This window comes from Paraburkholderia sejongensis (genome assembly GCF_020880815.1).
Classification (GTDB): Bacteria; Pseudomonadota; Gammaproteobacteria; order Burkholderiales; family Burkholderiaceae; genus Paraburkholderia; species Paraburkholderia sejongensis.
Map to the genome: position 1 here is coordinate 116,033 of NZ_JAJITD010000001.1, position 15,113 is coordinate 131,145.

General features: G+C 66.8%; 13 protein-coding genes. 10 read left to right on the plus strand and 3 right to left on the minus strand.

Annotated elements, in window-relative coordinates; genetic code table 11:
• Positions 1-288: 288 nt before the first annotated feature.
• The 10 genes from hutH to LJ656_RS00505 all read left to right on the plus strand — a co-directional run bounded on the left by hutH (position 289) and on the right by LJ656_RS00505 (position 11,900).
• Positions 289-1,809: a histidine ammonia-lyase gene (hutH, locus tag LJ656_RS00460; protein WP_230507268.1), complete on the plus strand. Its 1,521-nt coding sequence runs from the start codon at positions 289-291 to the stop codon at positions 1,807-1,809.
• 26 nt (positions 1,810-1,835) lie between these two features.
• Positions 1,836-2,531 (plus strand): histidine utilization transcriptional repressor HutC, encoded by a 696-nt coding sequence (gene hutC, locus LJ656_RS00465; protein WP_230507269.1) that lies wholly within the window; start codon positions 1,836-1,838, stop codon positions 2,529-2,531.
• A gap of 63 nt (positions 2,532-2,594) precedes the next feature.
• A complete protein-coding gene (hutU, locus tag LJ656_RS00470) occupies positions 2,595-4,283 on the plus strand; it encodes a urocanate hydratase (RefSeq protein WP_230507270.1) in 1,689 nt (562 codons plus the stop codon).
• Between the two features lie 20 nt (positions 4,284-4,303).
• Positions 4,304-4,930: a HutD/Ves family protein gene (locus LJ656_RS00475; RefSeq protein ID WP_230507271.1), complete on the plus strand. Its 627-nt coding sequence runs from the start codon at positions 4,304-4,306 to the stop codon at positions 4,928-4,930.
• A 57-nt stretch (positions 4,931-4,987) separates the two neighbouring features.
• Positions 4,988-6,220, plus strand: coding sequence for an imidazolonepropionase (gene hutI / locus LJ656_RS00480; protein ID WP_230507272.1), 1,233 nt, complete (start codon positions 4,988-4,990; stop codon positions 6,218-6,220).
• Between the two features lie 10 nt (positions 6,221-6,230).
• Entirely contained in the window at positions 6,231-7,628 is a 1,398-nt protein-coding gene (locus tag LJ656_RS00485) for a formimidoylglutamate deiminase (RefSeq protein WP_230507273.1), read from the plus strand.
• A gap of 79 nt (positions 7,629-7,707) precedes the next feature.
• Positions 7,708-8,520 (plus strand): N-formylglutamate deformylase, encoded by an 813-nt coding sequence (gene hutG, locus LJ656_RS00490; protein ID WP_230507274.1) that lies wholly within the window; start codon positions 7,708-7,710, stop codon positions 8,518-8,520.
• Between the two features lie 89 nt (positions 8,521-8,609).
• Positions 8,610-8,948 carry a hypothetical protein gene (locus LJ656_RS00495; protein ID WP_230507276.1) on the plus strand — a complete coding sequence of 113 codons (339 nt, stop codon included), beginning with the start codon at positions 8,610-8,612 and terminating at the stop codon, positions 8,946-8,948.
• A 307-nt stretch (positions 8,949-9,255) separates the two neighbouring features.
• On the plus strand, positions 9,256-9,921 hold the full coding sequence (locus LJ656_RS00500; RefSeq protein WP_230507277.1) for a hypothetical protein: 666 nt from the start codon (positions 9,256-9,258) through the stop codon (positions 9,919-9,921).
• A 53-nt stretch (positions 9,922-9,974) separates the two neighbouring features.
• A complete protein-coding gene (locus tag LJ656_RS00505; protein WP_425605887.1) occupies positions 9,975-11,900 on the plus strand; it encodes a DUF3857 domain-containing transglutaminase family protein in 1,926 nt (641 codons plus the stop codon).
• 73 nt (positions 11,901-11,973) lie between these two features.
• Here LJ656_RS00505 and LJ656_RS00510 read toward each other — a convergent pair whose 3' ends face one another.
• The 3 genes from LJ656_RS00510 to pdxY all read right to left on the minus strand — a co-directional run bounded on the left by LJ656_RS00510 (position 11,974) and on the right by pdxY (position 15,016).
• Positions 11,974-13,125: a branched-chain amino acid ABC transporter substrate-binding protein gene (locus LJ656_RS00510; RefSeq protein WP_230507279.1), complete on the minus strand. Its 1,152-nt coding sequence runs from the start codon at positions 13,123-13,125 to the stop codon at positions 11,974-11,976.
• Positions 13,126-13,571: 446 nt separating this feature from the next.
• Complete coding sequence (locus LJ656_RS00515) at positions 13,572-14,033, minus strand: hypothetical protein (protein ID WP_230507280.1); 462 nt, start codon at positions 14,031-14,033, stop codon at positions 13,572-13,574.
• A 116-nt stretch (positions 14,034-14,149) separates the two neighbouring features.
• Positions 14,150-15,016 carry a pyridoxal kinase PdxY gene (gene pdxY / locus LJ656_RS00520; protein WP_230507281.1) on the minus strand — a complete coding sequence of 289 codons (867 nt, stop codon included), beginning with the start codon at positions 15,014-15,016 and terminating at the stop codon, positions 14,150-14,152.
• Between the last annotated feature and the right edge of the window lie 97 nt (positions 15,017-15,113).

Below are 15,113 nucleotides of genomic sequence, written 5' to 3' on the forward strand. Positions count from 1 at the left end.
CTGACTCCTGGGGCGCCGGGAGTGCCGCCGCGCCGCCGGACTGGCCGTTGCTTTGGCCGATATTTCGTACACGTGTATATACAAGTCTGCCGCCGGAGTGCTGTAACCCGGCCCGCGCAGGTGTGTCCAAATCGTCCGCGGACGCCTTTGCCAAGCTATCAAGCGCCCGACCGCGCGTCCTCAGCTCCGCTCATGGAAATCCCCAGGCGGGAAATCTTGAAAAAGAAGTTGTATATACAACAGCGGCCCGCTAGACTTATTCGAACTTGTATAGACAGGACCACAACCATGATTCTCAAGCCCGGCTATCTGACCCTCCCGCAACTGCGCCAGATCGCGCGCGAACAGGTCACGCTGCAACTCGATCCCGCCAGCCACGCCGCGATCGACGCGTGCGCACAGGCGGTCGCCGACATCACCGCCAGGGGCGAGCCGGCTTATGGCATCAACACCGGTTTCGGCCGCCTCGCCAGCACCCACATCCCGCGCGACCAGCTCGAGCTGCTGCAACGTAACCTCGTACTGTCACACGCGGTCGGCGTCGGCGAGCCGATGTCGCGTCCGGTCGTGCGTCTGCTGATGGCGCTGAAGCTGTCGAGCCTGGGCCGCGGTCACTCGGGCATCCGCCGCGAAGTGATGGAAGCGATGATCAAGCTGTTCAACGCGGACGTGCTGCCGGTCATCCCCGTCAAGGGTTCGGTCGGCGCTTCGGGCGACCTCGCGCCGCTCGCGCATATGTCGGCGGTGCTGCTCGGCGTCGGCGAAGTGTTCGCGAAGGGCGAACGCATCGCGGCCACCGACGGTCTCGCGCTGGTCGGCCTGAAACCGATGACGCTGCAGGCGAAGGAAGGTCTCGCGCTGCTGAACGGCACCCAGGCATCGACCGCGCTCGCGCTCTACAACATGTTCGCGATCGAAGACCTGTACCGCACCGGTCTCGTGGCCGGCGCGCTGTCGGTCGACGCGGCGATGGGCTCGGTCAAGCCGTTCGATGCGCGTATCCACGAACTGCGCGGCCATCAAGGCCAGATCGATGCGGCGGCCGCCTACCGCTCGCTGCTCGAAGGGTCGGGCATCAACGTGTCGCACGCCGATTGCGACAAGGTGCAGGACCCGTACAGCCTGCGCTGCCAGCCGCAGGTGATGGGCGCGTGTCTGGACCAGATGCGCCAGGCCGCGCAAACGCTGCTGACCGAAGCGAATGCGGTGTCGGATAACCCGCTGATTTTCCCGGACACCGGCGAAGTGCTGTCGGGCGGCAACTTCCACGCCGAGCCGGTCGCGTTCGCGGCCGACAACCTCGCGCTCGCCGCGTCCGAAATCGGCGCGCTCGCCGAGCGCCGTATCGCGCTGCTGATCGACGCGACGCTGTCGGGCCTGCCGCCGTTTCTCGTCAAGGATGGCGGCGTGAACTCCGGCTTCATGATCGCGCACGTGACCGCGGCCGCGCTCGCGTCGGAAAACAAGACGCTCGCGCATCCGGCCTCGGTCGATTCGCTGCCCACATCGGCGAACCAGGAAGACCACGTGTCGATGGCGACGTTCGCCGCGCGCAAGCTCGGCGACATCGCCGAGAACACCGCGAACATCCTGTCCATCGAACTGCTGGCCGCCGCGCAGGGCGTCGATCTGCGCGCGCCGCACAAGACCAGCCCGAGCCTGCAAAAGGTGATGGACCTCGTGCGCGGCGAAGTCGCGCATTACGAGCTCGATCACTACTTCGCGCCGGACATCGCGGCGATCACCAGGCGCGTGCAGGACGGCTCGATCGCGAAGCTGAGCCCGTTCTCGTTCGTGTCGGAACAGTAAGTTTTGACTGTGCGCGGATCACGCCGATGAACGCACCCGCTTATCAGGGCATCAAGGACTTCATCCTCGCGCGCATTCACGCGGGCGAGTGGGCCGAAGGCGACCAGGTGCCCTCCGAAAACGAGCTTGCGCGCGAGTTCAACGTCGCGCGCATGACGGTCAATCGCGCGCTGCGCGAATTGACCTCGGAGCAGGTGCTCACACGCGTGCAGGGCTCGGGCACGTTCGTCGCCCGGCCCAAGTACGAGTCGACGCTGGTCGCGATCCGCAGCATCTCGGACGAAATCGTCGCGCGCGGTCACCACTATCAGGCCAAGGTGCTCAGCATCGGCGCGAGCATCGCCGACGAAGCGCTCAGCGAGGAAATGCAGCTGAAACCGGGCAGTCCGCTGTTTCATTCGCGGCTGCTGCATTTCGAAAACGACGAGCCGGTGCAGCTGGAAGAGCGCTGGGTCAATCCGGCGGTCGCGCCCGACTACGCGCTGCAGGACTTCACGAACACCACGCCGAACCAGTACCTGGTGCGCGTCGCGCCGTTGCAGCGGGTCGAGTACCGGATCGAGGCTTTAGCCGCCGACGCCGGCACCCGCGACCTGCTCGACATGGACGAGCGCGAACCATGTCTGGTGCTGCACCGGCGCACGTGGTCGCAAGGGCAGGTCGCGTCGGTCGCGAATCTGTGGCACCCGGGCACGCGCTACCGCTTCACAGGTCATTTCTGAACGGGTTTTTTCCGCTTACCACCGAATCTTTATCGAATATCTTCGAGCATCGCGAGGGACACCATGAACAATCCGAAACACATCGATCCGCGTCTTGACCCGACCCGCACGATCCGCGCACCGCGCGGCGCGGACAAGACCTGCAAGACCTGGATCGCGGAAGCCGCGTACCGGATGATCCAGAATAATCTGGATCCCGAAGTAGCCGAGCACCCGCACGCGCTGGTCGTGTACGGCGGCATCGGCCGCGCCGCGCGCAACTGGGATTGCTTCGACCAGATTCTCACGTCGCTCAAGGACCTGAACGAAGACGAAACGCTGCTGATCCAGTCGGGCAAGCCGGTCGGCGTGTTCCGCACCCATGCGGACGCACCGCGCGTGCTGCTGGCCAATTCGAACCTGGTGCCGCACTGGGCGACGTGGGAACACTTCCACGAACTCGACCGCAAGGGCCTGATGATGTACGGCCAGATGACCGCCGGCAGCTGGATCTACATCGGCAGCCAGGGGATCGTGCAGGGCACCTACGAGACCTTCTTCTCGGTCGCGAACCAGCATTTCAACGGCGACCCGAAGGGCCGCTGGATTCTCACCGGCGGCCTCGGCGGGATGGGCGGCGCGCAGCCGCTCGCGGCGACGATGGCGGGCTTTTCGATGATCGCGGTCGAATGCGACGAGACCCGCATCGACTTCCGTCTGAAGACCCGCTACGTCGATAAAAAAGCGAAGACGCTCGACGAAGCGCTCGCGCTGCTCGACGAAGCGAAGCGCGCCGGCAAGCCGGTGTCGGTCGGTCTGCTCGGCAATGCGGCCGACGTGTTCGCCGAGTGCGTCGCGCGCGGCATCACGCCGGACTGCGTGACCGATCAGACCAGCGCGCACGATCCGATTCACGGCTACCTGCCGCAAGGCTGGCGCGTCGAAGACTGGCGCGAGCGGATGAAGACCGCGCCGGACAGCATCGTCACGCCGGCCAAGCAGTCGATGGCGGCGCAGGTGCGGGCGATGCTGACGCTGCAGGAGCGCGGCGCGGCGACGCTCGACTACGGCAACAACATCCGCCAGATGGCGCTGGAAATGGGCGTTCAAAACGCGTTCGATTTCCCCGGCTTCGTGCCCGCGTATATCCGCCCGCTGTTCTGCGAGGGCAAGGGCCCGTTCCGCTGGGTCGCGCTGTCGGGCGATCCCGAGGACATCTACAAGACCGATGCGAAGGTCAAGGAACTGATCCCCGACGATCCGCATCTGCACAACTGGCTCGACATGGCGCGCGAACGCATCGCGTTCCAGGGTCTGCCGGCGCGGATCTGCTGGGTCGGCGTGAAGGATCGCTATCGTCTCGGCCAGGCGTTCAACGAGATGGTCAGGAACGGCGAGCTGAAGGCGCCGATCGTGATCGGGCGCGATCACCTCGACACCGGTTCGGTCGCGAGCCCGAACCGCGAAACCGAAGCGATGAAGGACGGCTCGGATGCGGTCAGCGACTGGCCGCTGTTGAACGCGCTGCTGAACACCGCGGGCGGTGCGTCGTGGGTCTCGCTGCATCATGGCGGCGGCGTCGGCCTGGGCTTCTCGCAGCACTCGGGCGTCGTGATCGTCGCCGACGGCACGCAAGCCGCGCACGAGCGTCTGGGCCGTGTGCTGTTGAACGACCCGGCGACCGGCGTGATGCGTCACGCGGATGCCGGCTACGAACTCGCGCAGCAGACCGCGCGGGAAGCCGGCCTGAAGCTGCCGATGCTGGGCCGCTGATCGTGGCGCAATCGGGCAGCATGGCAAGCGTCACGCTGATTCGCGGCGCCGAACTGGTGGCGGCGCCGTGGAAGAACGGCGGCGGCGTCACGCGCGAAGTGGCCGCGTTTCCCGCCCAGGCGGGCGGCGCGGCGGCCGGCGATTTCATGTGGCGCGTGAGCGTCGCCGAGATCGCGCAGGCCGGGCCGTTTTCGCGCTTCGACGGCGTCGAACGGACCCTCGTGCTGCTCGCCGGCGCGGGCATGCTGCTCGACGAACTCGACGGCGCGAGCGTGGTTCACACGCATGCGTTGCGCCAGCCGCTCGATATCGCGCGTTTCGCGGGCGAGACGCGCATCGATGCGCGGCTCGTCGACGGTGCGACGCGCGACTTCAACCTGATGGTGCGGCGCGACGTGGCGCAGGGCGAACTGGATGTGTGGCAAGCCGAGGAGCAGGCGAATGCGCTGCGCGTGCTGGACGCCGACGTGGTGCTGCTGTTTTGCGCGAGCGGCGCGGTGAGCGTGACGTTGACCGCGGGCGAAGAAGCGCAAACGTCGCGGCTCGATTGCGGCGACACGCTGCGCATCGACGCGCCGGAGGCGTTGCACTGCGCGCTCGCGGGAGACGGCGCGGTGCTCGCGATCAACATCCGCTATACGCGCTGACGCGTCACTCAAACGGCAACACCCACAGACACGCAACCCGCTGCAACGAGCAAAGCGATGAAGCAAACCGTCTGGCATCACCTGAACTTGTGCCCGCAGGGCGACCCTCGCCACACGCTCGCCGACGCGGCGCTGGCGGTCGAGGACGGCCGCATCGCGTGGCTCGGCGCAGCGGGCGAACTCCCCGCGCAATATGCGGCGTGGCCGCGCGAAGATCTGCACGGCGCGTGGGTCACGCCCGGGCTGATCGACTGCCATACGCACCTCGTGTACGGCGGCCAGCGCGCGGACGAATTCGCGCAGCGCCTGGCCGGCGTCAGCTATGAAGAGATCGCGCGGCAGGGCGGCGGCATCATCTCGACGGTGCGCGCGACCCGCGCCGCCGACGAAGCGACGCTGTTCGCGCAGGCGGCCGCGCGGCTCGAAGCGCTGCTCGCCGAAGGCGTGAGCGCGATCGAAATCAAATCCGGCTACGGCCTCGGCCTCGCGAGCGAGCGCAAGATGCTGCGCGTCGCGCGGCAACTGGGCGAGCGCTATCCGGTCAGCGTGTACACCACGTTCCTCGGCGCGCATGCGCTGCCGCCCGAATTCGCGGGCCGCGCCGATGCGTATATCGACGACGTCTGCAACACGATGCTGCCCGCGCTCGCGGGCGAGGGCCTCGTCGATGCGGTCGACGTGTTTTGCGAGCGGATCGGTTTTTCGCTGGAGCAGAGCGAGCGCGTGTTCAACGCGGCCGCGCGCTTCGGGCTGCCGGTCAAGATGCACGCGGAGCAGCTGTCGAATGGCGGCGGCGCCGCGCTGGCCGCGCGCCATCGCGCGCTGTCCGCGGATCACCTCGAATTTCTCGACGAAGCGGGCGTCGCCGCGATGAAGGAGGCGGGCACCGTCGCGGTGCTGCTGCCGGGCGCGTATTACTTCATCCGCGAAACGCAGTTGCCGCCGCTCGATTTGCTGCGCCGTTACGAGGTGCCGATCGCGATCTCCACCGACAGCAATCCGGGCACCTCGCCCGCGACCTCGCTGCTGTTGATGATGAACATGGGCTGCACGCTTTTCCGCATGACCGTGCCCGAAGTGCTGCAAGGGGTGACCGCGCATGCGGCGCGCGCGCTCGGCAAGAGCGACGTGCACGGCGCGTTGCAGGTCGGGCGTGCGGCCGACTTCGCGGTGTGGTCGGTCGATTCGCTGGCCGAGCTCACTTACTGGATCGGCCGGCCGTTGTGCGCGCGTGTGGTGCGCGGCGGTCAGACCGTTTATACGCGGCGCGAAACGCGTGCTTCGAACTAGAACCTGAGAGATGACCCAAGCCAATCAATCGCTGTTCGCCGCCCACGCGTATCTGCCCGATGGCTGGCGCCGCAACGTGCTGCTCGAATGGGACGCGGCCGGCACGCTGACCTCGGTGAAACCGGATCAGGCCGGCCAGCCCGCGGGTGTAGCGCAGGCCGCGGGGCCGCTGATGCCAGGTATGCCTAACCTTCATTCGCACGCGTTCCAGCGCGCGATGGCGGGGCTCACCGAATATCGCGCCGCATCTGGCACAGGCGCAACCGATAACTTCTGGTCGTGGCGCGAGCTGATGTACCGCTTTGCCGCGCGCGTCACGCCGGAAGGCCTCGCGAGCATCGCGCGCTGGCTGTACATCGAAATGCTCAAGGCCGGTTATACGTCGGTGTGCGAGTTCCACTACGTGCATCACGCGCAGGACGGCCAACGCTATGCGAACCCGGCCGAGCTCGCGCAGCGCGTGGTCGATGCGGCAGCGGCGAGCGGCATGGGCATCACGATGCTGCCGGTGCTGTATCAGTACAGCGGCTTCGGCGCGCAGGCGCCGCGCGACGATCAGCGCCGCTTCATCAATACGCCGGAAAGCCTGCTCGGACTGCTCGGCACGCTGCGCGCCGCGCGGCCCGAACACGCGGCGCTGCGCTACGGCGTTGCGCCGCATTCGCTGCGCGCGGTGTCGGAAGCGTCGCTGCGCGCGCTGCTCGGCGGCCTCGGTGCGGATGCGCCGGTGCATATCCATATCGCCGAACAGACCGCCGAAGTCGACGCGTGTGTCGCGACCGTCGGCGCGCGGCCGGTGCAATGGCTGCTCGATCGCTTCGATGTCGATGGCCGCTGGTGCCTCGTGCATGCGACTCACGTCGATGCGAGCGAAACGGCCGCGCTCGCGAAGAGCGGCGCGATCGCCGGTTTGTGTCTGACCACCGAAGCGAATCTCGGCGACGGCATTTTCCCGGCGCCGCAATATCTGGAGGCGGGCGGACGCATCGGTGTCGGTTCCGACAGTCATATCGGGGTGGACTGGCGCTCGGAATTGCGGCTGCTCGAATACGGCCAGCGTTTGACGCGCCGGCAGCGCAACGTGCTCGCTTCGGCGGACGCGACCTATGTGGCCGACCGTCTGTACGACGCCGCGCTCGACGGCGGCGCGCGCGCGACCGGCCGCGCGGTCGGCGCGTTGCAGGCCGGCCGGCGCGCGGACTGGCTGGTGCTCGATAGCGCGCATCCGAACATCGCCGGGCATGCGCCGCACGCGTGGCTGTCCGGCGTCGTATTCTGCGAGCACGGCGACACGCCGATCCGCGATGTCTATGCCGGCGGCGTGAAGGTCGTCGACCAGCGCCGGCATCGCGACGAAGAGGGCGCTTATGCGCACTATCGCGCGGCGCTCGCCGAACTGCTGAAATAGACTGGACCACGCTCGAATGAGCCCGGTGCGCGACGGCCGCGCGCGGCTCTCTTTCCGCTCCAACCGACTCCGGACCGACATGACTGCTTCCAACCCCCCAGCGGTTTTCTCGCTACAGCAAGGCAGCCTGCCGCTGCTGATCTCGATCCCGCATCTGGGCACCCAGATTCCGGCCGACATCGCCGCGACGATGACGCCGGCCGCGCAACGCACCGACGATTGCGACTGGCATCTCGATCGCCTGTATGGTTTCGCGCAGCGGCTCGGCGCATCGATCCTGACGCCGCGCTACGCGCGCTACGTGATCGATCTGAACCGTCCGCCCGACGGCGCGAATCTGTATCCGGGCCAGGACACCACCGGGCTGCTGCCGGTCGATACGTTCGACAAGGAGCCGCTCTATCGCGACGGCCACCTGCCCGACGACGCCGAAATCGCGCGGCGTCGCGACGCGTATTGGAAGCCGTATCACGACGCGCTGGCCGGCGAACTCGCGGCACTCCAAGCGCGCCACGGCAAGGTGCTGTTGTGGGAAGCCCATTCGATCCGCTCGCGCGTGCCGCGCTTTTTCGAAGGCCGTTTGCCCGATTTCAACTTCGGTACGTCCAACGGCGCGAGCGCGGTGCCGGGTCTCGGCGAGGAACTGGCCGCGCTGGTCGAGCGTCACGGCGGCTATACGGCGGTCGCCAACGGCCGCTTCAAGGGCGGCTACATCACGCGTCAATACGGGCAGCCGGCGCAGGGCGTGCATGCGGTGCAACTCGAACTGTCGCAGATCACCTACATGCAAGAGCAGATGCCGTATGCGTACGACGAGACTCTGGCCGCGCAGGTCGGGCCCTTGCTCGAAGCGCTGGTGAGCACGGCGCTGGAGCGCGTACAAGCAGCCTGATTGCAGTCTCGGCGAACAATGATGAAAGCAGCGCGAAATGAATCGCGCTGCTTTTTTTTCGCCGCCGCAACGCGAACGTGTAACAGCATGTGTCCGCGATTGCGCGCGCCCGCGTTCCTGTGGAATGGTTTGAACGTCGCACGCGCGCGGCCGCGCGTGCAGGTTCGATCGGCGGCGCGCTGCGCGTAAAAAAAGCCCCGCAAAAGCGGGGCTTTTCGATGTGCGCCATGTCTGCGGACATGGCATCACCGCCATTAGTGGCAGCGCTTTTCCCAGTGATGATGAATGTGCACCTTGTGGCACTCGTGATGATGCTGATAGGCCTGAGCAGGAGCGATTGCACCGAGAGCGGCGACGGTTGCGGCGATGGCGAGAACGATCTTCTTCATTACAAAACCCTTAAGTCGATGTTGTGGAGCAAACGATGAAGCACGGTGCGTGCCGCATCGGCGCGTAAGCATGCCACAGCGCGCGGCCAAAGCGTAGGAACAAGCTGCGAATCCAGCTCTCGAAACAACGGATGATGCGCGCTGGGCCCTGTTTCAAGCTGCGTTGCGCCGATTCGGCCCAGTCAAGTTCGCAACCCGCGTAACTTCGGCATGAAAGCGACACCTATGATTGAGCCAGCGAGCCGGCGTTGCGCGTTGCGCTGCAATGCGGCTACCCTTTCAAAACGATGACGCGCACGGTGCGCGTATCCATTTTTCATCGGGCAATCAGATGGACGACCGAGCGATGGAAGATTCCGACCAATTGCAGCTGCCGGTCTGGCGCGCGAACCTGGTGCTGCTGACCAGCGAAGTCGGTGCCGCGAGCCGCCTCGCGCGGATGATGACGTTCTCCGCGAGTTATCTGAAGCTGATGCTGGCGGGGCAGCGCGAATTCAGCGAGGAATTCGTGCGCGGGGTCGAGGCGGTCACCGGTTTGCCGGCCGGCTGGATGAACGTGCCGCACAGCGCGGACGAGATTCCGCCGAACGCGCGCAACGCGATTGACAACGAACAGCCGCTCGCGCGTTTTCGCGGCACCGCGCATCCGGTGCGCAAGAAAACCGTGCTGCGGCCGCCCGAGCCGATCTTCGGGCAACCGGGGCCGGCGCGGCGCATCGAGGAAGAAACGCTCGATGTCGAAGCGCATCGGCGGCAAGCGCATTTTCGCAAGGTGCGCGAGGTCGCGACCCAGGAGGTGCGGCGCTTCGAGCGGCACCTCGTGCATGCGCCGGTCGAACTCGCGTCGATGCGCGCGAAGGTCGAGGAGGTGATCGCCGCGGCCGAACTCGACGACCACGTGCAGGCCGATCTCGCGGGCCGCCTCGAACAGATCGACAAGCATCGGCATTTGCTGCTCAGGCACGTCGAGAAACTGCAGGCGTTGCTGAGCCAGCTTGGCGAAGGGGAGTGAGCGCGCGGCGGCGATTGGCTAGCAGCGCGATAAGGCGCGGGCCGGGGTGCATCTTGGGCAAACTTGTCGGCAGGTTGCGATCGCCCCGCGCGGTGCCGTTCGCCGCGGCGCTTGCGTTGTTCCATGCGGTCCTGATCCTGCCGTCGGCGAGCGCAGCCGAAATCAGCACCGCCTCCGACGAGCGCGCGCCGTCGACGATCGAGCGCGATGTGCATCTGTTCGTGATCCAGAAAGACGGCTCGGTCGAGGAGCACGACGACACGGTGCTGCGCGCCGACACCGCGAGCGGCGTCGACGAGATCGCGCAACGCTACGTGTGGTTCAACAAGGACATCGAGCAGGTGCAACTCTTGGCCGCCGAAACGCTCGATCCCGACGGCGGCGCGCATCCGGTCGGCCTTGATGCGATCCGCGACGTGCAGGAGCCGCGCTCGGCCGGCGCGCCGAGTTTCGAGGACGGCGTGTTGCGCACGGTGATCTTTCCCGGCGTGCAGACCGGCTCGCGCGTGCATCTGGCGTTTCGCAAGACCCGCACGCGGCCGTTGCAGACGGGCACTTTCGGTTATCTGGTCGAGCCGACCCGCGAGCCGGTTCAGTTGCAAAGGCTGATCTTCGATTTGCCGGCCGACGTGCCGCTCTATGCGGACGCGCGCGGCTATGTCGCGCTGCCGCCGCTCAGCGCGAACGGCCGCACCCGCTACGAGTTCGAGTACCGGCACGGCCCGTATGCGCGGCAGGAGGCGGGCGCGGTCGGCTACGCAAACTGGGGCGACCGTCTGATGGTGTCGACGGTGCCGGACTTCGCGGCATTCGCCGGGCGCTACCGGGGACCGGCCAGTGCCGACCCGAGCCGCGCCGATCCATCGATCGTGCAGCTTGCGCACGCGTTGACAGCGGGCCTGACCGAGCCGCGCGACGAGGCTCGCGCGCTATACGACTGGGTGCGTCTGAATATCCGCTACGTCGCGCTGTTTGTCGGCGAGACCGCGGCGATTCCGCACCGCGCGGCCGATATCCTGCGCAACCGCTACGGCGACTGCAAGGATCAGGTCGCGCTGTACGGCGCGCTGCTCGCCGCGCTCGGCATTCGCAGCGAGCCGGTGCTGCTCAACCTCGGTCCGTACTACAGCCTGCCGGCGGTGCCCGGTTACGGCGCGAGCGCGATCAATCACGCGATCATCTGGATTCCTGAGCTTGCGCAGTTCGCCGATACGACCGCGGGCGGCACCGAATTCGGCTATCTGCCGAGCGCGGTGATGGACCGGCCGGTGCTGCTGGTCGATAGCGGCGTGCTCGCGCGTACGCCGGCCACGCAGCGGCGCGAACGGCGCGCGCGCGTGCAGCTCGACATCGACGACACCGGCGCGGCGAACTACGCGTACCGGGTCGAGGAGGCTGGCTTTACCGCCGAGCTGGAGCGCAACACGTTGCGCCGCGCGAGCGGCCAGCGCGCGCAGCAGATCGCCGCGAACCGGCTGCTGCAAACGGGCCTGCACGGCAGCGCTCAATTGCAGAGCGATGACGTCGCCGCCACGCACGGGCCGTTCGCGACGTCGATGCAGGGCAGCGTCGCGCATCTGATCTGGAAGGACGGCACGACCGCGCTGCCGGTGCTGACGAGTTTGGCCGGCGGGATCGCGTCGCAGGTTCAGGCGTGGCTCGCGGAACCGGTGCGAACGCAGCCGTGGGCATGCATCGGCGGAGAGTTCGACGAAACGCTGGAACTGAGCCTGCCGCGCTTCGCGCGGGTGACCGATCTGCCCGCCGACAGCACGGTCGAGAACCCGCGGCTCGCGTACAGCTCGCGCTACGTGTTCGATCCGGCGACGCGGACCTTGCAGGTCACGCGCCACCTGCGCGCCGCGTTCGGCCATCAGATGTGCAGCGCGAACGAATTCGCGGCGCTGCGCGACGACCTCGTGCGGATCGAACGCGACCTCGCTGCCCAACTGATCGTGAAGGCGGTGCGCACGCAGTGATCCCGTAGTGAGCCCGCAGTGAGCCCGCAGCGAGCGCACGGGTCGTGCACAGTGAGCGCACCGCCGTGCCGCGTTACACGCCGCTCTTCGTGACGATCGGCACCCACTTGCCGTTCTTCACCTGATACAGCGTCGACGCGCCGCTCTTCAACGCGCCGGTGTTGTCGAACGAGATCTTGCCGGTCACGCCGTCGTAGTCGATCGCCTTCAGCACCGGACGGTACACGTTCGGCGAGTCGGACTTCGCCTGCTGCATCGCCTTGATCGCGACCCACGCGCCGTCATAGCCGAACGGCGCGTACGACAGGATATCGGCGCCGAACTGCTTCTTGAACTTCGCGGAGAAGTCCTTGCCGCCCGGCAATTGCGACAGCGGGCGGCCGTATTCCCACGCCATCACGCCGTCGGCAGAGTCGCCCGCGAGCTTGATGAAATCGTCGTCCATCACGCCGCCGCCGCCGACTAGTTGCGCGTTCAGACCGAGCTGCTTCATCCGGCGCGCGAAGCCGGCTGCCTGGCTGTCGAGCCCGCCGAAGAACACCAGGTCCGCATTCGCGCCTTTGAACTTGGTGATCTGCGTGGAGAAATCGACCGCGTGGTTGTCGGTGTACTCGCGCGCGACGATCGCGCCGCCATGCGCCTTCACCGCTTTCTCGAACTCGTCGGCCTCGCCCTGGCCGAACGCGGTGCGGTCGTCGATGATCGCGATGCGTTTGGCCTTGGTCACGTCGACCGCGTAGGCGCCGGCATTGCCGGCGTTCTGCGCGTCGGTCGAGATCACCATGAACGCGTTCGCGAAGCCGCGGCCGGTGATGATCGGATTGGTCGCGGCCGGGTCGAGCACCGGAATGCCGGCCTGCTCGTAGACCTGCGAGGCCGGAATCGTGGTGCCCGAGTTGAAGTGGCCGACCACCACCGCGACGCCCGAGTCGACCAGCTTCTGCGCGGCCTGCACGCCGACGCGCGGATCGGCCTGATCGTCCTGCGAGACGATCTCGAAGCGCGCGAGCTTGTCGCCGATTTTGATCTTCTGCGCGTTGGCTTCGGTGATCGCGAGCCTCACGCCGTTTTCCAGGTCCTTGCCGTAGCCGGCGTTGGCGCCGGTCAGCGGTGCGGCGAACCCGATCTTGACCACCAGGTCGTCGGCGAAACTGGCGAGAGGCGCGACGGCGAACAGCGCGCCTGCGAGCATCGCGAGGGGTTTCAGCGTGTTGCGAAGACTCATGGTCTCTCCTTGCATCGACGGTTGTTATGAAACGCAGGACAACAAGGCTGCTACGACACGGGCGGCCACGAAGGCGGCCGCGCGAATCGCACGGCTGGCTACGACGGATCGGGCGCCGCATCGCGATGCCGGACTGCTCAGCGGCAGTCGCTTCGGGGTACGAAGCGGCCGTCGGCGCTCGATCTGACGCGAATATAGGAAGCCAATTTGCGGCCGTCTTGGCTGAACGTGGCGTGTTCAATGCGCATTTCGGCACAGGGCGGCTCGCGTGCGCAGGCTGCGCAGCAAGCGTGCGTATCAGGTGCAAACGCGGGCGCGTGATGGGGCGAGAAGCTCGCGTGCGGTGCGAGTCTCGAAGAGGGCTGCGAATTAGTGCATGTGCTCGAGAAGCCGGCGCGAGAAGAGTGGCGCGCCGGCGGGGTGGGGCGAGTGTCGCCCGAGGTTTTTTAGCGCTCGCCCTGCAGGCGCAGCAGCTCTTCGCGCAGACGCAGCAACGGCGCCTTGGTGTCGTCGTCGGCCCACGTGTCGAGATCGTCGATCGCGCGCTGGCAGCCGTCGAGCACGAGGTCGAGATCGACCGGCACGCCGTTGTTCAGCGCGAACTCGATGGTCTCGGCGAACTGCTGGCACTCGTCCTCGCCGTACGAGATGTCGAGGTTGTCGGCGATCACTTCGGCGATGTTGCTGCGCGCCTTGTCGTCGGCGGTGACCATATCGACGATGCCGCGCGCGACGGCCGGCGAGTAGTAGAGCGCGATGTCGAGCCACTGCGCGGGATCGAAGTCGGGCTGGTCGAACTGGTTCTCGAAGAACTCGATCGCTTCCTGTTCGTGCGCTTCGTCCGCGTCGACGCTGATGCACAACTGCTCAAAAAATTCTTCCCGCTCGCTGCGGATATGACCGTCCATCGATGCCTCGTCTGCTAAATGCCGGATACCTGAAAAATGCCGTGGACGCCGCAAATGCCCGGGTCCACGCGGCTCGCATTATAGGACGAGTGCGCGAGCGGGGCGCGCAACGCCGGTCAGACGGTCTCGGCGACCCACGCATCGAACCACTCGCGCGGCTGCGCGATTTCGCTTTGCGACGCGACCAGTTCCAGCTCGTAGCGCCCGGCTTTCCAGGTGGTCCTGACGACCGCGTTGACCGCCGCGAGCGTGTGCTCGAACGCCGCGCGGACCGAGTCGCCGAGCAGCGTGCGCGCGACGAACACCGCGCTGGTCAGATCGCCGACGCCGACCGGCTGGCGCGCGAACGGATAGAGCGGGCGCTGGCCCATCCACGCTTCGCGCTCGGTGACCACCAGCATGTTGAAGCGGTCGGCGGGGCTGTTGCGATCGAGCAGATGCTTGACCAGCACCAGTTTCGGTCCGCGCGCGAGCACTTCGCGGCAGGCCGTCACCGCTTCTTCGAAGGTCTCGATCTCGCGGCCGACGAGGCGCTGCAATTCGGTGTGGTTCGGCGCGATCGCATCGGCGACGGCCGGCATCTCGCGCACCAGAAACTCCTGGATGCCCGGCTCGACCGAGCAGCCGCCGGCGGCGCCCATCACCGGATCGCAGAAATACCAGGCGCGCGGATTGACCGCCTTCACCGCCTTGACGATTTCGATCACCGCGCGGGCCTGCTCCGGCGTGCCGAGATAGCCGGACAGTACCGCGTCGCAGCGCGGCAGCATGCCGATCGCGCCGATGCCCTCGACCAGTTCCTCCATTTGCGACGCGTCGATCGCGCTGCCGCTCCAGTGGCCGTACTGGGTGTGATTCGAAAACTGCACGGTGTTGAGCGGCCACACGTTGACGCCGAGCCGGGCCATCGGGAAGGTGGCCGCGCTGTTGCCGGCGTGGCCGAATACGACATGGGACTGGATACTCAGAACGTTTTTCGTCATGGTAGGGCTCGCGCAGGGTCTCGCGCGCGATCAGTAAAGCGGGAAGAGGGCTGGTTGGGCGGGCCGCTCGGGCTCGCGCCAGACATGCGTATTCCAG

Bases quoted from the DNA above. Each gene is read 5' to 3' on its own strand.
- hutH (WP_230507268.1), top strand. From the start codon at position 289: ATGATTCTCAAGCCCGGCTATCTGACCCTCCCGCAACTGCGCCAGATC.
- hutC (WP_230507269.1), top strand. From the start codon at position 1,836: ATGAACGCACCCGCTTATCAGGGCATCAAGGACTTCATCCTCGCGCGC.
- hutU (WP_230507270.1), top strand. From the start codon at position 2,595: ATGAACAATCCGAAACACATCGATCCGCGTCTTGACCCGACCCGCACG.
- LJ656_RS00475 (WP_230507271.1), top strand. From the start codon at position 4,304: ATGGCAAGCGTCACGCTGATTCGCGGCGCCGAACTGGTGGCGGCGCCG.
- hutI (WP_230507272.1), top strand. From the start codon at position 4,988: ATGAAGCAAACCGTCTGGCATCACCTGAACTTGTGCCCGCAGGGCGAC.
- LJ656_RS00485 (WP_230507273.1), top strand. From the start codon at position 6,231: ATGACCCAAGCCAATCAATCGCTGTTCGCCGCCCACGCGTATCTGCCC.
- hutG (WP_230507274.1), top strand. From the start codon at position 7,708: ATGACTGCTTCCAACCCCCCAGCGGTTTTCTCGCTACAGCAAGGCAGC.
- LJ656_RS00500 (WP_230507277.1), top strand. From the start codon at position 9,256: ATGGAAGATTCCGACCAATTGCAGCTGCCGGTCTGGCGCGCGAACCTG.
- LJ656_RS00510 (WP_230507279.1), bottom strand. From the start codon at position 13,125: ATGAGTCTTCGCAACACGCTGAAACCCCTCGCGATGCTCGCAGGCGCG.
- LJ656_RS00515 (WP_230507280.1), bottom strand. From the start codon at position 14,033: ATGGACGGTCATATCCGCAGCGAGCGGGAAGAATTTTTTGAGCAGTTG.
- pdxY (WP_230507281.1), bottom strand. From the start codon at position 15,016: ATGACGAAAAACGTTCTGAGTATCCAGTCCCATGTCGTATTCGGCCAC.